The organism is Caballeronia sp. LP006 (genome assembly GCF_031450995.1).
Classification (GTDB): domain Bacteria; phylum Pseudomonadota; class Gammaproteobacteria; order Burkholderiales; family Burkholderiaceae; genus Caballeronia.
The window spans coordinates 515882-535344 of the sequence record NZ_JARTVW010000003.1 but is presented as its reverse complement, the minus strand read 5'-3'; the positions used below and the strand labels follow the sequence as shown (position 1 = coordinate 535344).

Here is a 19463-nt window from a genome sequence, read left to right as displayed (position 1 = left end):
TCCGTGCCATGGCATATTAACGCTGCCTGCGCACGCATTTGCGCACCCGACGGTAAAAACACGGAAGCGATATGAACGGTCCATCACTCGACGAGCACGTTCGCGCCCTTTCCAGCGAAGCGGACTTCCACTCGGTGCGCTTCGTCGATGAACGCACGGACGATCACAAGGTTCGCAACGACGTGATCCAGCCACTTCGCACCGCGCGCGATCGCGGCGCAATGCTCACTGCATGGCACGGCGCCGGCGCGGGCTATGCGGCAACCGCCGACTTGTCCCCGGCTGGCTTGCAGGCGGCGCTCGACCTCGCCACGCGCCGCGCCAAGGCAAGCGCACGCGTCTCGCTCGTCGATCACAGGCTCGCCGCGCGTCCATCGCAAAGCGGCGAATACGCGTCGCCCGGCATCGAGGCCACGCTGCCGGCGCGGCGCGAATGGCTTGAACGGCTCGCGGAAGAATGCGCCGCGGCGAGCATCGACCCGCGTATCGTCGAGCGCACCGCGTCCATGCAGGTCATCGAAAGCGAACAAACCTTGATCACGAGCGACGGCGTTCGCATCGAGCAGCGTTTCCGGTTCGCCATGCCGCAATTGGCGGTCGCGGCGCACGCCCACGGCGATACGCAGGTCCGCACGCTGGGCGGCGATTACGGAACCATCGCGCAAGGCGGCGTCGAAATCCTCGATCGCTTCGCTTTCGATGGCGCCGGCGAGCGGCTGGCCAACGAAGCGCTCGCGCTTCTCGCCGCGCCGAACTGCCCGAGCGGCGTGCGCGACCTGCTCCTCATGCCCGATCAGATGATGCTGCAAATCCATGAGTCGATCGGTCATCCGCTCGAACTCGACCGTATTCTCGGCGACGAACGCAACTTCGCCGGATCGAGCTTCGTGAAGCCCGAGTTCTTCGGCACCTACCAATACGGCTCGCCGCTCTTGAACGTGACGTTCGATCCCGGCGTGGCCGCTGAGGTCGCCACCTACGCATTCGACGACGACGGCGCCGCTGCGAGCAAACACCATCTGATCCGCAACGGCGTGCTCGAACGCGCGCTCGGCGCCACGCTCTCGCAACAACGCGCGGGCATCGGCGGGGTCGCGAATTCGCGGGCATCGAGCTGGAACCGCCCGCCTATCGACCGAATGGCGAACCTCAATATCGAAGCTGGCGAGAGTACGCTCGACGAGATGATCGCGAACATCGAACAGGGCATTCTGATGCGCACGAACACCTCGTGGTCCATCGACGACTATCGCAACAAGTTTCAATTCGGCTGCGAGTTCGGGCAACTGATCGAGAATGGCCGGCTTACGCAAGTGGTTCGCCAACCGGGCTATCGCGGCATTTCGGCTAATTTCTGGCGCAGCCTGGTCGCGGTCGGCAACGAAGCAACGCGCGGCATCTACGGCACGGCAATGTGCGGCAAGGGTGAGCCAATGCAGATCGTGCGCGTGGGCCATGCATCGCCTGCATGCGTGTTCAGCAACGTGGATGTGTTCGGAGGCACGCGATGACAGCCGCCGCGGCAAACTGGGAACTTCGCTTCATGCGGCTCGCGGATGTCGTCGAGCGTCGGCTCGTCACAGGCGAAGTGGCATTGACCACACTTGCCGCCGAGGAATCGGACTTCGTGCGCTTCAATGCAAGCAAGGTCCGTCAGATCGGGCACGTCTCGCAGGGCGCGTTGACGCTGCGGCTCATCAGGAACGAGCGCCAGGCCTATTCCACGCTCACGATAAGCGGCGACGCGCATACCGACGACGAAGCCATCGCCGGGACGCTCGCCGCGCTGCGGGCCGCACTCGAAGACGCCAGCGCCGATCCGCATTTGCTCGTCGATACGGCGACATGGACCCAGGCCACTCGACGACGCGGCACGCTGCCGGAGATCGAATCGCTCTTGAGCGTGGTCGAACGATGCGCGGCACGGCTCGACTTCGTCGGCTTCTATGCCGGTGGATCGATGGCGCGCGGCTTTGCATCGTCGAATGGGAGCCGTGGCTGGCATGAACTCGACAACTTCAACTTCAGCTGGTCGCTTTACGATGCAAGCGGACGCGCAATCAAGACGACCTACGCGGGCGAGCAATGGAGCGACGAAGTCTTCGCAAGAAAAGTCGAAGAGGCCGCGGCGCGCATGCCGGTGTTGGCCCGGCCCGCGCGCACGCTTGCGCCGGGGAATTATCGTGCATGGCTCGCGCCGGCCGCGCTTGCCGAACTCATCGGCACGGCGTCCTTTACGGCGTTTTCGGCACGCAAGCAGGCAACATCGCGTAGCGAGTTTCATCGCCTGAATAGCGGCGAGGCTTCGCTGGACGAACGCGTCACGCTCGCCGAGGACATCGGTCTCGGCATTACACCGGGCTTTAGTGAAGACGGCTACGAGCGCGAGACCGTCCCGCTGATTCGAGAAGGCCGCGGCGCGCAGCAACTCACCAGCGCGCGCACGGCCCGCGAATACGGCTTGCGTCCCAACGGCGCGCCCGCGAATGAGATGCCCATATCGCTTTCGATGCAAGGCGGCGATCTCGCCGACAGCGACGTGCTCGCCGCGCTCGACACCGGTCTTTATGTCGGCAACCTGTGGTACGTGAACTTCTCCGACCGGATGGATTGCCGCATGACCGGCATGACGCGCTTTGCCACGTTCTGGGTCGAGCATGGCGAGATCGTCGCGCCCATCGAAGCCATGCGCTTCGACGACAGCCTTTATCGGCTGCTAGGAAGCGAACTCGACCGGATAGGCGCCACGCCCGAACTGCTGTTGAACGACTCGACGTGGGGCGAACGTTCGACAGGCGGCCTGCAATTGCCAGGAGTGCTGGTGCGCGGTTTCAGGCTAACGCTTTAGTCATTGCCTTGAGTTCATTCGAGCGTCTGCGCGCCACGCCATATCTGACATTGCTGCCGCACGACTTCATGCAAGGAGTCATGCGCGCCATAGACGCGGCGCAACCACGTGGCATCGCTCGTGCCGCTCGTCACCGCACGCCTGATCGATTCGAGGCCTGCTTGGCCGCCGAGAGCCTGAGCGTGGCCGCTGATCGCATCGAGCGTGGCAAGGATGTCGTCTCTGATCGGTTTGCTTTGCCCCGTCTCCGGATTCACGCATGTTGCATCGAGACCAAAGCGGCAAGCCATGAACCGGTTCGTCCGATAAACCTCGTAGTCGCGTTCACTCAGCGTCAAGGGTTTATCGACCAGCAGATAGCGCGAAAGCGCCTGAATGTAAGCTGCGATGGCGGCGGCTCGTTCCACGCGTAACGGCGTATCCATGACGCGTACTTCGATCGTTCCGAATCCAGGACTCGGACGAATGTCCCAGTAAAAGTCCTTCAGACTCTTGACGAGACCCGTGTTGGTCATGCGCTCGAAGTACTGTTCGAACTCGCTCCACTTCGTCACGAAGGGCGCCTGGCCCGACAAGGGGAACGGCGCGACCGAATTGAGTCTTGCGCACTGGAACTGCGTGTCGCTGCCCTGCACGAACGGCGAAGAAGCGGCGAGCGCGATGAAGTGCGGGACGTAGCGCGAGAGCGAGTGCAGTAGGACGAGCGCCGAGTCGGCGTCCGGGCAACCGACATGCACGTGCTGACCGAAGATGGTGAACTGCTGATAAAGCGCCCCGTATAAGCCCATGAGATATTCGGAGCGTTCGCGTCCATCGGAACGTTGGTCGTACCAATTCTGGAAGAAGTTGGTGCCGCCACCGCATACGCCGACGTTGAGAAAGTCGGCGGCGCGAACGAGCGTATCGCGAAGCACCTGCAACTCGTTACTGACCTGGTCGAAGTTCCGGCACACGCCAGTGGAGAGTTCGATCATCCCTTCGGTCGTCTCGGGGTCGATGGCCCCCGCGAAGGTTTCCTCTCGAACGCGGTTCAACAACTCCGTGGTCGCCTTCGTCAGGTTGTAGTCATGCGTATTGACGACCTGGACTTCCAGTTCGACGCCAATCGTGAACGGTTCTGATGATGCAAACGGCTGCAACATAGGGTGTCCTGTCATTCGAACGAAAGAACGGCGGCAAGGCGATTTTACGCGAGCGCGTCCGATGCAACGGCGTCATCGGCTATTGAGGGTTAACGCGTATTTAACAATAATTACTTGTTCAGTCCGCACTTAATTCCCAAGCACGTGCCGCCTAGACTTCAAGCACTGAAACGCAAACGGGTGTTTGCGCAAAAACGAAGCCTGGAGGTAAGCATCATGAAACTCGTTCAATCGCTCATCGTTGCCGCTGCTCTTGCAATCCCTGCCGTGTCGTCGTTCGCTCAAACGAACCAGCCGGTGACTCGCGCTGAAGTGAAGGCGCAACTGGTTCAACTCGAAAAAGCCGGCTACAACCCCACCGGCGATCAAACGCAATATCCGGCCAATATTCAAGCCGCGGAAGCTCGTGTGAACGCCCAAGGCAATAACGCAACGGATGTCGGCGGCGCCGCGGATGGCACATCGGCTTCGGGCGCACACCATACGCTGCGCAATTTCGACCATGCAGTGGCTCGCGTGGGACACAAGATCAGCGCTTCCGTCCGTCCGGATGCCAACGACGGCATGAAGCCTGTATTCTTTGGCTCCTAATCTGTTCAGTTGTTTTCGTTCAAGGTCTGGCGCGCAATCGTCTTGTGCGCCTCGTCTCCAAGATCCTCCTCCGGTGGCCTTCAATCACTGGATTGCCCAGCGCTTAGTGGCTGGGCCTTTTTGTGCGCTAAGCGAAATAGCTTGATTCCGTTTGCCTGGCGCGTGGGCTTTAATGCCAAGCGCGTGCTTTCTTAGCGTGTCACGGCAAGACGCGCTCGTACAGGTCGCAAGATATTCCCTAAAGAAATTCGATCAAGCGCCAAGCCGTGTCTTAGCCTTGAAGATTGCCCTCGCAGTCTGCCCAGTACCGTAAAGGATCGCGATGGAATGGATAATTCGAGTTGAGCCACGTCGACAGCCGTGTCCAATCGGGATGGTTAGTGCCACTTTGCGCGGACCAGGTCGACGATCTTTCGAGAATTTGACCGTTCGATCGATCGCGGACGAGCAAACTGCCCAGCCCATTTGAACCGTTGGTCTGCGATTCAAGGGAATATCGCGGCAAGATTCGCAACTCGGCATCCTTGGCCCAACCAAACACGGCGCGCACCACGCCCGCCGGATCTCGCACTTCGATAGGACCGCTCTCCGGGCGAAGCGCCGACCATCCTTCAGGAAATTCCGTCACGATTTCGTGACCGCTTTCCCTCACCCATCTCAGGCGCCATGCTCGTGCCATCGCATCGCGCATGCGTGCGACCGATTCATAGCCAGCGGGCAGCTCGACCGCCATCGGCAGCGTGATCAGGTTGTCTTTCCAGAGCTTGGCTTCTTCGTCGATGCGCTCGACAGGCTCGAACGCGCCAGCTTCGAATGGATTCTCGGGCCGGCCGGATTTACGCTCGCTCGTGCTGGATTTCGGCAGACCTTCGAAGAGACGCTCGGCGTCGTCGCGGGTGAGCTTGGGTTTTCCTTTCTTCATTTGTCTCTCTGCGGCAAGGGGTCTTGTCTAGCGACGGTGCTTCATTCGCGCGCGGTTAAAGTCGCTCTTGGCGTCATTGTGCACTGTTCGCTTGCACTAGCCCGTGAAGGTGGCTTAGGCGACGACTTTACACGACGCTCAAAGTCCGCTAAACGCCACCGCGATGCCAACAGTCACTCCACGCCAGCACAAAGCAGCGCAGCGATAGCGGCCGCCGCATCGCTCATTGCCTCGCTTCCCGCTGCGCAAGACTCACCGTAAAAATACCCATTTCATCGATATGCTGTTCCAGCTTGCGGAAACCTGCGCGCCTGACGAGTTCATCCATCTCGGCCTGCGAGCGACGCCGCATGACCCGGCTTGCCTCACCGCGATGAGTACTCGACGAACGCGCGATAAATTCGCGTCGCGGATGCCACGGCTGTGCCGTATAGACGAGATAACTGCCCGGCAGCACTGCTTGCGCAAGCGCATGCAACGAGCGTTCGATCACCGCGTTGTCGCCGTAAAGCTCGTATAAACCCGCCGCGATGGCAAGCGTCGGACGGGGTTCGAGCGTGGTAAACGACGCTTCATCGAAGGCATCGGCGTGCTCGAAGCGGGCGATCGACTCGAGTCCCCGCCGTGCGATCGAAGCACGTCCCGCTTCGACATTGATCGCACTCACATCGCGCAGCACGATGCGATCGACGGTCACGTTGGCGTCGTCGGTTGAATTTGCTATCGCGTCGAGCACGTGGCGTCCATGCCCGGCCGCGACATCGACGAGACGCACGGGTGAGCCCTCACGAACCAGCCGCGCGATAGCCAGACCCAGGAGCGCTTCGATATGCGTCTTGCGCTGCCGCATACCCTTGCACCCTGGCGCATTCAAGTAGAAGCGATCGATGAGACGTCCCATGCCACCGCATCCGCGCGCCTCGTTGCGGTAGACATAGTCGAGCGTCGCGTCCGAATCGAACCCAAGCGAAAGACCAAGCGCGATGCCTTCCGAAAGCGCCCCGCCCGCCCTCAGCGCGAGCCGGTTCATCCACCAATAAAAACGTGCGAACGGTTTTGTTGGAGGCTTCAGCAGCGCCTCGTACTCGTCGCGGAATGGTCCGCGCTTGTTCGCGTGAACGAGTGATACACGCGGGCTGCGCGCATTGAATTCACGCAAGATAAATGCGCGCAATGGTTCCAGCGCCTTGGCGCGATCCCGCTCGCCTAGCGTATCGTGACGAAAACGCGGCAGCACGACGCGCTCTTTGCGAGCCGAACGCAGCCGATCATAAAAAAGGTCCTGCGGCGCACGCTGCACGACCCGGTCCGCACCTGAAATCAACACTTGCGTAGGCACGGTGATGGCAGCGGCATCGTCGACGATACGCTTCGACGTATCGTGCAGGTCCAGCAACATGTTGACGGCGATCGGCCGCGTAATGAGCGGATCGGCCGCATAGCTCGCGATGCGTTCTATATCTTGCGTGAGCAGCTTGGGCCTCACTAGACTTTTCACATGGAACGAGCCGCGCAGCTTGTGCGCGAGCCGTAACCCAGCCCGCGCAAACGGTATATACAGTTTCATTCGAAATGCGGGCGATGCCAGCGCGAGACAGCGCACAGGCGGCGCGTAATCATGCACCCACGTCGCTGCAAGCACCGCACCGACGCTTTGCCCGACAACAGCGATGTCTTCCACGGCAATGCCGTGCGCATCACGGATATGATCGATGAAGCACTGCAGGTCACGCACCGACGCAGCCACGCTCGGGCTATATCCACGTGGCCCCGGCGACTTGCCATGTCCGCGCGCGTCCCATGCGAAGAAGGAGAAGTCACGCAACCTCAGCTCATCGACGAGATGCGCGACGCGTGCCGAATGTTCGTGTCCGCAATGCAGCAAGACGATTGCGCCACGACGACGCGATTTCGCCGCAGGCCAATGACGGTAGAAAAGCTTCTCACTGTCGTGCGTGATGAATTCGGACTCGTTGATTGTACGTTTGGTCATAGTGCTCTTTAACTTCGTGTTTGATTTGCTCGCAGATGCAAGTTCAATGCACCTGCTTCACTCCGGCGCTACCGCGCATGAATACGTTTGATACGCGCCTGAAGTACTCTTTCGCCGATGTTTGCCCGTAAGAAGTCTGTCGATAGCGCCGAGTGCCATGCGAATGAATAGTCATGGCGGTATCGACATAAAGAATGCCGCTCTCGCGCGAATAAGTGCGCCGCATTGTTGCTCGGGCATGTGAAGCGTTCACATGCGTCGCTGATCAGCGACGCATGACTTCGACGACCGATGCGGTCGCATCGTCGGCTTCATGGAACTCGAAGCGCACCGGCAGAAAGCGCTCGATCACTTCCGCATTCGTCCTTGCGTGCATCGATATTTTCTCGACCGTGAAGCGGCCGCCGCCCGCGAGCGCGAGTGGCAACAGGAGCTGATCGCCGAGATGCTCGCCAATGGCCGCAGCGGATGCCAAATAGCGATCCGCCATTCGAACCACGGTTTGCGCAACCTTATCCGCCGATACCGCGCGTTCGCCAAACGCCGTAAATACCTCGGTGACGTGCGCATGTTCGAGCGTGACGAGCAACGCGTTGCCCGGCCCCGGTTCGGCTTCCAGACCACGCACGAGCAGCTGCGAGTCGTCCCATCCCATGCCGGGACGAACCACGTCGAGTTCATGTTGCGCAACGCCGGCGGGCGCCGCCGCGATGAAGCTCTCCGCATACGCGGTATCGAGCGCGCCACGCGACATCCACTCGCACGGACGCAAGCCCTTGCACGGCTGCACCGTGGCGACAATCTCTCCACCGCCGTCCGGATAGAAGCCGAAGCGCTTGAGCTCGATGTCGATGACCGCGCCCATGTCGCCCATCGCGCGACGCCATGCACGTTGCAGAAAATGCGCGGGCGGCGCCATCGGATTGTGTGTGCCGCCGCGTATACGCACGGTAGATGCCTTATCGGCGAATAAAAGCGCAGGCAGAATCGTTTGCAAGACGAGCGTGCAGCTTTCCGCCGTACCGATATCGAAGCTGTACTCGCCGCTCTTGATCGGCCCCGGCGCGAACATCAGCATCCGCGATCCGACTTCTGCTCCGGAACATTGCGCACCGGATATTGCTTGCGCTGCCGCCACCGCTAAGAGATGTCGATGCAACAGCCCTGGCTCACTTCGCCTTGCGCGGATATTCCCGATCCCGAAAGGCTGCCCCGTTAAAAGCGAAAGCGTGAGCGCCGTGCGTAAAACCTGGCCGCCACCTTCGCCGGCCGATCCATCCAGTTCAATCATTTGCTTGTTACTTGGTATTTAGAATTCATTCTGAAACCCCGGCGGCACGCAATCTCCGCTGTCGGAGCGTGATCCTGCAACCCTCCGTGCGCGCGACAACCTTTGGTCTTGCGTGCAACATACAGCACGCCGGTACACAAAATGCAAAACACTAAGCCATGCGCACAAAAATAGACTAATCTCCATCTGGCGCAACAGCCCGTACCGCATCGTCCTGCCAGCAAGCGCCCGCGCCCCGACGCCAGGAGACGCCCATGAACGACGCCTCACGCCCCGCCGCCTCCGACTCGGGCAACCTCGAGCAAGCCACCAACCTCCCCATGGAGCCGCGCGTTCAGAAGATCGTCGTGGCGATACACGGCATCGGCAATCAACTGCACAGCGATACCGTGCGTTCGGTCGCGAGCCAGTTCGGCGCACGCTACGATCCGCCATTGCCCGTCATGCCGTTGGGATACTTCGATATCGCAGGTGTCGGCGAAGTGGATGTACGCCAGCTCGATCTGCCGCAAGGCGGTCCTTATACCGCCGAGCAGCGCGAGTTCTATTCCGCGCTTGGCTTCGCGGAAGTGTATTGGGCCGACATCCCGCGCGAAGTGGTCAAACAGGACGACACGCTCGAAGAAAGCAAGGCCTGGGGGTTGTCCATCGTGAGCCGCGCGCAGGCGGCATACATGCTGACCGTCGCGGATCGCAAGCTGGAACCAGCCGATTTCTCGCTCGCCGCGGGTGTGGTGGAGGAAGTGGTCGAAACCGTCGCCATCATGCAAAGCCTGCTTGCCGTGACCGAGAAGGCCGGCATCTTCAAGTTCGATCTGGCGCCCGTGCTGCGCGACTATGTGGGCGACGTGCAGCTTGTCGCGGATTTCAAGCAGCATCGCGACACCATCGTGTTCCGGTTTCATCGCGTGATGGAGCGTCTCGTCGCGCTCGTCACCGAGCGCTGTCAGTGTCCGCCCGAGGTGTATATCGTCGCGCACAGCGAAGGTATGGTGATCAGTTTTCTGGGCATTCTGCAGGCGCTTTCCGCTCCGACGGCAGCGGACCCCAAAGACCACAAGCAAGTCATCGATACGAGCTGGGTACAGAGTCTGCGCGGCTTCATGACGATCGGTTCACCCATCGACAAGCACATCCTCTTGTGGCCAAGACTTTGGGACGGCATGCAGCTTCGAAGCGAAGTGCAAGGAGAGTGCATCACGCAAGTCGATCGTCCGGGTGGGCCGTTGACACTGCCCTCGCGTATCCGCTGGCGCAACTACTATGACTTCGGCGATCCGGTCGGCTTCGCGCTCGATACCGCCCGCGACTTTCTGCAACAGCGCGGCTGCGAGGCTTTCGAGTTCGATGCAGACAAGCACGACATCGGCTTCTCGCGCTACTGGCTGCCGGGCAAGGCGCACACGGATTACTGGACGGACTCGAATGTCTTCGGCCATTTCATCGAAGACGTGGTGCTGCGCAAGAACACCGCGAAGGCGCCGGGCAATCTGCCGTTACGCGGCATGGTCGGCACGGCGATTCCTTATCTGCTCAGCTTCGCGCTTCATCTCATGGCTGTGTTCTTCATCTACAAGGCAGTCACGGCCACCTCAGGTGCGGGCGGCGCGAGCACGGCGCCAGCGTTTATATACCTGACGCGCTCGGTGTTCGCGCTCGCGTGTCTTCTGATGGGCACGACAGTGGCCGCACGCATACCGCGGCTCGTCAAGGCGAGCCGCGCCACGCATCCGGTTGCACGGCTACGTTGGCGTCTCGTCGCGCTTGCTGCGTTCGTCGCGGGCGTCGCCATCTTCTGGCTCGTGATCCTGAATGGCGTTGCCGAATTCCTCGCGAGTCCAGTCACGCATGATGGCGATGCGCCCAGCGCGCTCACCGGGAAAATCATGTTCACCCTGGCCGCGCTGATCGTCGCACTGACGGGATGGTTCGCGCCGCGCAAACCGCGATGGGGACGCCGCGTGCTCGTCGCAGCGGGCACGTTGATGACAATCCTCATCGTCGGCGTGCGACTCTGGGGCGACCTCGCAAACAAGCCGTTATGGCCCGTGGTGATCGGTGCGCTGCTGTTTCTCTATGCGTGGTGGCTGGCCATTCTGATATTCGATCTCGCCTTCGTATGGCATCGCTATGTACGCAACTCAGTCGCGCTCGATACGCTGCGCGCATGGCGTGAAACCGGCAAGGACCCGCTGCCCAAACCGATCATGTCGATGCGGGGCAAGCAAAACCGAGGGTAGCGTCTATGCATGAAGCACGAGCTTCTGCACGCGCCAGTTGAGCAGTTCCGCGACGAAGAGCGTGTTCTCCGATGGACACGCCATCTCGTGAATCCAGCCGAACTGCTTCAACTGCTTGCCGGCACGGCCAAGCACGCCGAGCAGCTTGCCGTCGAGCGAGAGCTTGTAGATGCGGCCTGGAAAGGCATCGGCGCTATAGAGCACCTGGTTCGGTCCCGGTGAGATGCAGATGGCCCAGGGCGATCCGGGCGCGAAAGTGCCCGCCGCAATCGCGGCTTCATCCGGCATGTTGCCAATAGCAGGACGCGCATCCGGCGGTACGGGTACGTCGATCGTGAATTGACGCTGAAAGTTGCCTTCCGTGTCGAAGACCTGAATGCGACGGTTGCTGCGATCGGCGACGTACACCATGTTGTTTGCATCGACGGCAATGCTGTGCGGCGTATGAAACTGCCCCGGCGCCTTGCCACGCTCACCCCACGACTTGATCCAGTTGCCGTCGTTATCGACCTTCGCCACGCGCGAGTTGATATAACCATCGCTTATATAAGTGTTGCCTGCCGTGTCCCACGCAACGTCGGTCACTTGCCTGAAGCGTCCCGGCTCCGAAGCCAGCGGCGGGTTCGGATGCTTGAGCGGCGCGGTTTCTTCGTCCGCTGCTTCCTGCTTGCGGCCGAACACCATCGCCACGCGTCCTTCAGGCGTGAACTTGATGATCATGTCGGAGCCTTTATCCGTCACCCAGATGTTGTCGTGCCGGTCGATCTTGACCGTATGCGCGAACGACCACGCATAGAGGTTGTGGCCGATCTCGCGCACGAAGCGGCCATTGCGATCAAACTCCAGGAGTTGCGCGGCCGCCGCGCCATACGCGGGACCTGTGCTGTTACCGCGCGAAAGAACGAAGATGTGCCCCGCCGAATTGACCGCAACGCCCGAGCATTCGCCGAGGTACATGTCGGTCGGCAAGCGCACGGGATCGGGTATGGAGTCGAAGGATAGAGATGGCACACTGTCGTCTGCATAAGCAAGATGCGGGAACAGTGCGAGCGCCGCTGCGCTCTGCGTGGCCATCGCGAGAAAGCGACGGCGGCTTGCGACGCCCGGCTGCATGACTTCGCAGCATGGGCAGAACATCGAGTGCTGAAGGCTCATCGTTACCCTCCTCTTGTTCGTCGCCTGCATGGACGGGCATCGTCGCTTCAAGCTTCTGACGATGCGAGAGGAAGTGTAGTGTATTTGAAGCGAGACGCGCACGCAGTTCGCGCAACGGCTTTCGAATCTGAAAGGACTAAACGGAGAAGCGCATCATGAGCGATGCATGGCAATATCAGGTAAGAATCAGGCTCGCGCCGGACTATGCGACGAAGGCTCGCCAAAACATGGATGACGTTGCGCTCGCGCCGCTCGCTTCGCTATTGCGAACGCATGACGCCGAGTTGCAATGTCAGTTCGATGCCTTCGCGGGCTACGTCGCCGAAGCGGAACGCGAGGGAACGGAACACTATCCGCTCTATCAATGGACGCGCGACACCATTGAAGACCCGGTGAAGAAGGCCAAGTACATCGAGTGGTTCACCTTCCATGTGCAAGGGCAAGAGGTCTATGACAAGCGGCTCGCCGATGCACTCGAAGCCGACCTGATCGCGCTGAACAGCGAAGCGATCAGCGAGATCAGAAAGATCGATACGAACCCTGCACGCAATCCGCAGCCGCCGAAGCAACCATGATTACGCCTTGGTTGCATCCATCCATTCGACGATATTGCGCACCGTGTCTTTATAGAACGTGCGATACAACTCTTCCGTGACATAGCCGATATGCGGCGTTGCAAGCACGTTCTGCAGCGAGCGCAGTGGATCGTCCGCGGCGAGCGGTTCTTCGTCATACACGTCGAGCCCCGCGCCTGCGATTCGCTTCGACGTGAGTGCATCGAGCAAGGCGGCATGATCGACGATAGGCCCGCGCGACGTATTCACGAGCCGCGCCGTCGGCTTCATCAGCTTGAATTCAGGCGCGCTCACGAGATGCCGCGTGCGCTCCGATAGCCGCAAGTGAATCGACACCAGGTCCGACGTGCGAAAGAGCGCTTCCTTATCGACGCGCCGCACGCCTTTCTCTTGCGCGCGTTCCTCGGTGAGGTTCTGGCTCCACGCGATCACGTTCATGCCAAACGCGCGGCCGATCACGCCGACTGCCGAACCAATACGCCCGAGACCCAGAAGCCCGAGCGTCTTGCCCGCGAGTTCGGTGCCGAGGCCAACCTGCCATCCGCCGCTTTGCAACGAACGATTCTCGGCGGGAATGTTGCGCATCGTCGCGAGGATGAGCGCCCAGGTGAACTCGATAGTGGCTGTCGACGAGTAACCCGTGTGCCTGACCTCGACGCCACGGTCGCCAGCTGCGTCGAGATCGATGGATGCATTCGCCGCGCCGGTCGATGCGATCAGCTTGAGCCTTGGCAAATGCTCGATGATGTCGCGCGTGAGCGGCGTGCGCTCGCGCATGGCGCAGATGACATCGAAGGGTTCGAGGCGCTTGAGCAAGGCATCGCGCTCGGCGATGTGATCGTTGAAGACGGTGATCTCGGCGCGGCCTTCGAGCGGCGACCAGTCTGCGAGCTTGAGTGCGACGTTTTGGTAGTCGTCGAGTAAGGCGATGCGGATCGAAGAAGAAGTAGACGCGATAGACATGTTGAATGGCTCTGCTGCTAACGAAGAGGCCCTAGTGTGACGCAAAGCGCGATTTCGCGTCGGCGCGACATCTCGTGAAATAAGTTTGGAAGAGACCGCGCGAGACGTTTTCCCTATAGTGATCTGCATCGCCACCCACGAATCAAAGGGACATCCCGTGAAAAGCAGATCAGACGTCACCGTATCGAACCCATCCGGCACGCATGCGACTGCTCGCGCGCTGCGTCATGTACTCGTGATTGTCGCCACCGCGGCGCTCGCATTTGCAAGCAGCTCGGCCTTCGCGGGCTGGACCCACTCAGGCTCCGCCTATACCGGCCATGGCGAATATAACGGCGCGCACGCGGGTTCATGCGGTGGCGGCAGTTGCTCGCATGCCGGCGGCTACATGAATCCGTGGGGCGGCGTGGCGACCAACACCGGCACGGTCACGCGAACCGGCACCGGGCAGTTCGCGAACTCGGGCACCGCCGTGGGTCCGGAAGGACGATCCGTGCAGCACTCCGGCGATACGAACTGCGCCGGCGGCAGCTGCAATCACACCGGCAACATGACCACGCCGAACGGCAAGACCACCACCACCGACAGCACCGTCACGCGCAACGGCGTCGGCCAGTACTCATCGACGGGGTCGGTGACCGGACCCAACGGCAACACCTCGACGCATAACGCATCCACGAATTGCGCGGGCTACACCTGCAATCGCTCGGGCACGGTGAACACCGCGAGCGGCGGCAGCGTAACGCACTCAGGAAGCGCTACGAGCGTCGCGCCGGGCGTCGTGGTGACATCGGGTACGTCGGGTGCTTATGTGGCCAGCAGCGGCTCGCATGGCGCCACCGTGGTCACGGGTAGCACCGTGACGGCCAGCACGACGACGGTGATCGCAGCGCCCGTCGTCGCGACTCCGCCGCCGCCCGCAGCGACGGTTTATGTCGCACCGGCGCCGCGCCCTGCCGTGTGGGTTCCCGCGCACTGGGTCGGCAGATTCTGGGTGCCCGCGCATTGGGCGTGATGCGGCGAGCATGACGGGCATGACGGGCATGCCTTACCGCCTGTAAGCGGTACACTGCGGGTCAACGCCGCTCATCAACGAGACTCGCCATGGTCAATCATGCCTGTGCTTGCCGGACCTTCAGGGTCGCTCACTCATGAAGCGGCAAGACGCGAAGCGCCCGTATCTGCCACACGAACATACGCATAGCGTGCTGCACGATCTCACCTGGACTGCCGGGCCTGTCGTGCTTGCGCTTGCCATCGCCGGGGCGCTGGTCTTCTGGCTCCTCGATCCCGCGCCGCCTCGCACCATCACCATAAGCGCGGGACAAACCGACAGCTCGTTCTACTATTACGCCGAAGAGTACGCGAAGATCCTCGCGAGAAACGGCGTCACGCTCAAGGTAATGCCATCGGATGGCTCGGTGCAGAACCTGCATCGTCTGCTCGATCCGAAGGAGAGAATCGATCTCGCGCTCGTGCAGGGTGGCGTGGCGAGCAAGGAGCATGCGTCATCGTTGATATCGCTCGGCAGCGTGTCGTATGTCCCGCTCGTCGTGTTCTATCGCGGCAAGGGGCTGACGCAGCTTTCGCAACTCGAAGGCAAGCGCATTGCAATCGGCCGTGAAGGCAGCGGCACGCGCATGCTGTCGCTCAAGCTGCTCGAAGCGAATGGCATCAGACCGGGTGGAAGCACTGAGCTATTTGCAACAGACGGCCTGGACGCGGCCACGCAACTCGTCAGCAATCAGGTCGATGCCGTCTTTCTAAGCGGCGATTCCGCCACACGCGCACTCATGCTGCGCATCTTGAAAGTACCTGGCGTCTCGGTAATGGACTTTCAGGAAGCGCGCGCTTATACGCGTGTTTTTCCCTATCTCGATGAGATCGATTTGCCGCCAGGCGTGCTCGATCTGGGCCGTCGCGTGCCGTCCGAGACCGTGCATCTGGTTGCGCCAACCGTCGAACTCGTCGCGCGTCCAACGCTGCATCCCGCGCTATCCGATCTATTGATCGAAGCCGCGCAGGAAGTGCATGGCAAGCCCGGACTCTTGCAACGCGGCGGACAGTTTCCGAATTTCGTCGCGCATGAGTTTCCGATCAGCGAGGACGCCAACCGTTATTACCATTCCGGCAAGGGCTTCTTTTACCGCGTGCTGCCGTTCTGGCTTGCGAATATCGCGGATCGCGCGCTCGTGTTGTTGCTGCCCGTGGCGGTGCTGATTTTTCCGGCGCTGCGGATCGTGCCAGGCTTGTATCGATGGCGCGTGAGGTCGCGAATCTATCGTTACTACGGCGCGTTGCTGGCGGTCGAACGCGGCGCCATGCGAATGTCGAACGATGAAGAGCGCAAGGGCCTGCTGGTCGAACTCGATTACATCGAGGAGTCGTTGAACACGCTCAAAGTGCCGCTTGCGTATGCCGATGCGCTTTACGTTTTGCGCGAACATATCGGCTTCGTCAGGTCCCGCCTTTCGGCCGTCACGCGAAAAGCCGCGAGCGAGGTTTAACATCCTCGACGATGGCTGCGTCATCTCATGGACAACGCAGCCATTGACGCCGAAACGCTTACTTGAACCCGGCCACCGCGTGCGGCACGTAAGGCTTTTCGAGCTGCGCGATTTCCTCGTCGGTCAGGTTCAATTCGAGCGCAGCAACTGCATCGTCGATATGTCCCACCTTGGACGCACCGATGATCGGCGCACTCACAGGCGTCTTCTGCGCAACCCAAGCCAATGCAACCTGCGCACGCGGTACTCCACGCGCTTGAGCGACGGCGGCAACGGCTTCGACCACTGCACGGTCCGCATCGTCCGTTCGATACAGCGTGCTGCCGAATGCATCCGACTCTTGTCTTGCGCTGGTCGCATCCCAGTCGCGCGTCAGGCGTCCTCGTGCAAGCGGACTCCACGGCAATACGCCGATGCCCTGATCCACGCAAAGCGGCAGCATCTCCCGCTCTTCTTCGCGATACAGCAGGTTCAAGTGGTTCTGCATCGTCTTGAACTCGGTCCATCCTTTGGCACGCGAAAGATACAGCGACTTGCTGAACTGCCACGCATACATCGAAGACGCACCGATATAACGCGCCTTGCCCGCCTTCACGACATCATGCAGCGCTTCGAGGGTTTCCTCGATCGGGGTCGTATAGTCCCATCGATGAATCTGGTAGAGATCGACGTAATCCGTTCCGAGTCTGCGCAAGCTGTTATCGATCTCGTTGAAGATAGCCTTGCGCGACAAGCCACCACCGTTCGCACCGGGACGCATGCGATTGAAGACCTTCGTTGCAATGACGATATCGTCGCGTCGCGTGAAGTCGCGCAATGCGCGGCCGACAATCTCCTCCGATGTGCCATCCGAATAGGTATTGGCGGTATCGAAGAAGTTGATGCCCGCGTCCAGCGCGTGCTGAATGATCGGGCGGCTCTTTTCTTCGTCGAGCGTCCATGGATGCGTGCCGCGCTCCGGCACACCGAACGTCATGCAGCCGAGACACAGGCGCGAGACCTCGAGTCCGGTCGAGCCCAGTTTCACGTATTCCATCGTGTGATTCTCCATTCAAGGCGAACAAGCGTGTAGGCAACCAAGCTCTCTACCTTAGCGCATGCAGCCCCGGCGCGCTTTCAGCCAGCCTTAAAAGCCTGCATGGCAATTCGCGCTTGACGCATCCCTTCACTCCTGCCGGTAGCGTCCGCTGCTGCTAACATGCCCTGCTTCGAAGCGCCTTTATCAGATGTTCAAGCTCGCGTGGCTTGCAAGGAAGCGCCGATATTCGTTCGAGGAATGCGTGCATGCATCAGGATCAGCTGGACGGCATCATGACGTTCGTCGCGGTAGCCGAGGAAAAGGGCTTTTCCGCCGCTGCCGTGCGGCTTGGCGTGTCGCCCTCCGCCGTAAGTCAGGCTATTCGCACACTTGAGAAGCGCGTGGGCCTCGCGTTGTTCTCGCGCAATACGCGCGGCGTGAGCCTTACCGAAGCCGGAGAAAAATTCTTCGAACGCGTCTTGCCCGCAGTGCGCGAACTCGCGCTCGCTTCGGAAGAGCTCGGCGCGGCGGCCGAACGACCGTCCGGAACCTTGCGCATTACGGTGGCGCGCTCGGGTCATATGATCGTGCTGCAGCCCGTGTTACGCCGCTTTCTCGAACGTTATCCGGAGATTCGCGTCGACCTGTGCATCGACAATTCGCTCGTCGATATCGTGGCGCGCGGCTTCGACGCGGGCATTCGTTTTGGCGATCGTGTCGAGCGCGATATGGTGGCCGTACGGATCGGGCCGCCCATCGAAGCGCATATCGTCGCATCGCCTGACTATCTTGCACGGCGCGGCGTTCCGAAGCATCCGCATGATCTGGCGGCGCACGACTGTATAAGCTTTCGTCTGATCAGCACCGGACAGATCGAGCGCTGGAGCTTCAGGAAGAATGGGGAATCGCTCGATCTCGTCGTGACAGGTCGGCTCATTCTCAATGACTCGGCTGCGCTCGTGCAATCGGCGCTGGATGGCATCGGCATCGCTTATATGATCAATGGTTATATCGAGCGATTCATCGAGGAAGGCCGGCTCGTGCGCCTCCTCGCCGACTGGAGCCCGCCACTGCCCGGCTATACGCTGTATTACCCGGACCGCCGTCATGTCGCGCCGAAGCTGCGCGCCTTCATCGACTTTCTTCGCGATGAGCGTGACGGGCTCGCGACTTCGCAGCAAGACATCGAACATAGGCCAAGCGTCGATATGCTGATTCGTCCGGCGCTTTGAAGTCTTTGTCTGTCAGCGGCGCTTATAAGGGCTTGAATCTCCAGACGCTGTCGCACAAGCGGGGAATGGATCATGCTCGCGAATTGCTCATGAATAACGTTTTTTAACGGAGAATCGCACATGGCAACGACCGCTGACAAACCCGTCTGGTTCATTACCGGATGTTCGACCGGCTTCGGCCGTGAACTCGCCGCCAAGACCTTGGGCCTCGGCTACCCGACCGTGATCACCGCGCGCAACGTCGCGGCCGTCGAAGATCTTGCAAAGGAGTACGGCGATCTGGCGCTTGCGCTCACGCTCGATGTCACCGACCCTGCTCAGGTCAAAGCCGCAGTGCGCGATGCGACGGCCAAGTTCGGCCGCATCGACGTGCTCGTGAACAACGCGGGCATCGGCTACTTCGGCTCGCTGGAAGAAAGCGAAAGCGAAGAAGTGCGCAAGATGTTTGAAATCAACGTCTGGGGCTTGGTCGATATGACCCAAGCCGTGCTACCGGGCATGCGCGCGAAAAAGAGCGGGACCATCGTGAATATTTCGTCGGTCGGCGGGATCATCGCGTTCCCGGGCATCAGCTTCTATCATGCGACGAAGTTCGCGGTCGAAGGCTTGTCGGAATCACTGTCGCAAGAAGTAAAGCCGCTCGGCATCAAGGTGCTCATCGTCGAGCCGGGACCGTTTCGCACCGACTGGGCGGGCCGCTCGGCGAATCAGGCGCCGCATACCATCGCCGATTACGCCGAGACCGCGAAGGCGCGCGTCGATATGGTGCGCAACTACAGCGGCAAGCAACCGGGCGATCCGGTGCGTGCCGCCGAAGCGATCATCAAGGCGGTCGAAAGCGACAATCCGCCGTTGCGGCTCTTGCTCGGCAAGGCCGCGCTCACCAACGCGCGCCTGAAAGTCGAAGCCCTGTGCAAGGACTTCGATGGCTGGGAAGCGGTGACGCTGGGCGCGGACTTCCCAGAAGGCGAATGAGTGCGCTGATG

General features: G+C 60.8%; 16 protein-coding genes. 9 read left to right on the top strand and 7 right to left on the bottom strand.

The genetic code is table 11. From position 1 onward, the window contains the following. Positions 1-71: 71 nt before the first annotated feature. The gene (locus P9250_RS07070) at positions 72-1511 is read left to right on the top strand and encodes a TldD/PmbA family protein (protein ID WP_310391990.1); all 1440 of its coding nucleotides are present in this window, start codon (positions 72-74) and stop codon (positions 1509-1511) included. Continuing rightward, positions 1508-2848: a metallopeptidase TldD-related protein gene (locus P9250_RS07065; protein ID WP_310391988.1), complete on the top strand. Its 1341-nt coding sequence runs from the start codon at positions 1508-1510 to the stop codon at positions 2846-2848. The genes P9250_RS07070 and P9250_RS07065 overlap by 4 nt, the downstream gene beginning before the upstream one ends. A 14-nt stretch (positions 2849-2862) precedes the next feature. On the opposite strand, the gene P9250_RS07060 is transcribed toward P9250_RS07065, so the two are convergent. Continuing rightward, positions 2863-3990 (bottom strand): YbdK family carboxylate-amine ligase, encoded by a 1128-nt coding sequence (locus P9250_RS07060; protein WP_250469388.1) that lies wholly within the window; start codon positions 3988-3990, stop codon positions 2863-2865. Positions 3991-4206: 216 nt separating this feature from the next. Between P9250_RS07060 and P9250_RS07055 the strand changes: the two genes are divergently transcribed. Next, a complete protein-coding gene (locus P9250_RS07055) occupies positions 4207-4581 on the top strand; it encodes a DUF4148 domain-containing protein (protein ID WP_244830998.1) in 375 nt (124 codons plus the stop codon). Between the two features lie 271 nt (positions 4582-4852). Here the strand turns inward: P9250_RS07055 and P9250_RS07050 are convergent, their stop codons facing one another. From P9250_RS07050 to rtcA, 3 genes are all read right to left on the bottom strand, one after another. Beyond that, entirely contained in the window at positions 4853-5503 is a 651-nt protein-coding gene (locus tag P9250_RS07050; RefSeq protein WP_250469386.1) for a hypothetical protein, read from the bottom strand. A gap of 223 nt (positions 5504-5726) precedes the next feature. Beyond that, on the bottom strand, positions 5727-7496 hold the full coding sequence (locus P9250_RS07045) for a bifunctional alpha/beta hydrolase/class I SAM-dependent methyltransferase (protein WP_310391985.1): 1770 nt from the start codon (positions 7494-7496) through the stop codon (positions 5727-5729). A gap of 265 nt (positions 7497-7761) precedes the next feature. Next, a complete protein-coding gene (gene rtcA, locus P9250_RS07040; RefSeq protein WP_250494585.1) occupies positions 7762-8787 on the bottom strand; it encodes an RNA 3'-terminal phosphate cyclase in 1026 nt (341 codons plus the stop codon). 254 nt (positions 8788-9041) lie between these two features. On the opposite strand from rtcA, the gene P9250_RS07035 reads away from it, so the two are divergent. Beyond that, complete coding sequence (locus P9250_RS07035) at positions 9042-11027, top strand: MFS transporter (RefSeq protein WP_310391982.1); 1986 nt, start codon at positions 9042-9044, stop codon at positions 11025-11027. A gap of 3 nt (positions 11028-11030) precedes the next feature. On the opposite strand, the gene P9250_RS07030 is transcribed toward P9250_RS07035, so the two are convergent. Next, positions 11031-12182: a peptidyl-alpha-hydroxyglycine alpha-amidating lyase family protein gene (locus tag P9250_RS07030; RefSeq protein ID WP_244830769.1), complete on the bottom strand. Its 1152-nt coding sequence runs from the start codon at positions 12180-12182 to the stop codon at positions 11031-11033. Positions 12183-12337: 155 nt separating this feature from the next. On the opposite strand from P9250_RS07030, the gene P9250_RS07025 reads away from it, so the two are divergent. Then, complete coding sequence (locus tag P9250_RS07025) at positions 12338-12757, top strand: hypothetical protein (protein WP_250511055.1); 420 nt, start codon at positions 12338-12340, stop codon at positions 12755-12757. Here the strand turns inward: P9250_RS07025 and P9250_RS07020 are convergent, their stop codons facing one another. Continuing rightward, the gene (locus P9250_RS07020) at positions 12758-13720 is read right to left on the bottom strand and encodes a D-2-hydroxyacid dehydrogenase family protein (protein WP_310391979.1); all 963 of its coding nucleotides are present in this window, start codon (positions 13718-13720) and stop codon (positions 12758-12760) included. Positions 13721-13877: 157 nt separating this feature from the next. Between P9250_RS07020 and P9250_RS07015 the strand changes: the two genes are divergently transcribed. Further along, positions 13878-14735, top strand: a complete 858-nt coding sequence (locus tag P9250_RS07015) for a hypothetical protein (protein WP_310391977.1) — start codon at positions 13878-13880, stop codon at positions 14733-14735. Positions 14736-14871: 136 nt separating this feature from the next. Continuing rightward, complete coding sequence (locus P9250_RS07010) at positions 14872-16227, top strand: TAXI family TRAP transporter solute-binding subunit (RefSeq protein ID WP_244830774.1); 1356 nt, start codon at positions 14872-14874, stop codon at positions 16225-16227. 58 nt (positions 16228-16285) lie between these two features. Here the strand turns inward: P9250_RS07010 and P9250_RS07005 are convergent, their stop codons facing one another. After that, entirely contained in the window at positions 16286-17263 is a 978-nt protein-coding gene (locus P9250_RS07005) for an aldo/keto reductase (protein WP_244830776.1), read from the bottom strand. Positions 17264-17511: 248 nt separating this feature from the next. On the opposite strand from P9250_RS07005, the gene P9250_RS07000 reads away from it, so the two are divergent. Together P9250_RS07000 and P9250_RS06995 are read left to right on the top strand one after the other, a co-directional pair. Next, on the top strand, positions 17512-18477 hold the full coding sequence (locus P9250_RS07000; RefSeq protein ID WP_310391974.1) for a LysR family transcriptional regulator: 966 nt from the start codon (positions 17512-17514) through the stop codon (positions 18475-18477). A 120-nt stretch (positions 18478-18597) separates the two neighbouring features. Then, complete coding sequence (locus P9250_RS06995; RefSeq protein ID WP_310391972.1) at positions 18598-19452, top strand: oxidoreductase; 855 nt, start codon at positions 18598-18600, stop codon at positions 19450-19452. Positions 19453-19463: the final 11 nt, after the last annotated feature.

Coding starts and splice junctions, on each gene's coding strand:
- P9250_RS07070 (WP_310391990.1), top strand. CDS start 72: ATGAACGGTCCATCACTCGACGAGCACGTTCGCGCCCTTTCCAGCGAA.
- P9250_RS07065 (WP_310391988.1), top strand. CDS start 1,508: ATGACAGCCGCCGCGGCAAACTGGGAACTTCGCTTCATGCGGCTCGCG.
- P9250_RS07060 (WP_250469388.1), bottom strand. CDS start 3,990: ATGTTGCAGCCGTTTGCATCATCAGAACCGTTCACGATTGGCGTCGAA.
- P9250_RS07055 (WP_244830998.1), top strand. CDS start 4,207: ATGAAACTCGTTCAATCGCTCATCGTTGCCGCTGCTCTTGCAATCCCT.
- P9250_RS07050 (WP_250469386.1), bottom strand. CDS start 5,503: ATGAAGAAAGGAAAACCCAAGCTCACCCGCGACGACGCCGAGCGTCTC.
- P9250_RS07045 (WP_310391985.1), bottom strand. CDS start 7,496: ATGACCAAACGTACAATCAACGAGTCCGAATTCATCACGCACGACAGT.
- rtcA (WP_250494585.1), bottom strand. CDS start 8,787: ATGATTGAACTGGATGGATCGGCCGGCGAAGGTGGCGGCCAGGTTTTA.
- P9250_RS07035 (WP_310391982.1), top strand. CDS start 9,042: ATGAACGACGCCTCACGCCCCGCCGCCTCCGACTCGGGCAACCTCGAG.
- P9250_RS07030 (WP_244830769.1), bottom strand. CDS start 12,182: ATGAGCCTTCAGCACTCGATGTTCTGCCCATGCTGCGAAGTCATGCAG.
- P9250_RS07025 (WP_250511055.1), top strand. CDS start 12,338: ATGAGCGATGCATGGCAATATCAGGTAAGAATCAGGCTCGCGCCGGAC.
- P9250_RS07020 (WP_310391979.1), bottom strand. CDS start 13,720: ATGTCTATCGCGTCTACTTCTTCTTCGATCCGCATCGCCTTACTCGAC.
- P9250_RS07010 (WP_244830774.1), top strand. CDS start 14,872: ATGAAGCGGCAAGACGCGAAGCGCCCGTATCTGCCACACGAACATACG.
- P9250_RS07005 (WP_244830776.1), bottom strand. CDS start 17,263: ATGGAATACGTGAAACTGGGCTCGACCGGACTCGAGGTCTCGCGCCTG.
- P9250_RS07000 (WP_310391974.1), top strand. CDS start 17,512: ATGCATCAGGATCAGCTGGACGGCATCATGACGTTCGTCGCGGTAGCC.
- P9250_RS06995 (WP_310391972.1), top strand. CDS start 18,598: ATGGCAACGACCGCTGACAAACCCGTCTGGTTCATTACCGGATGTTCG.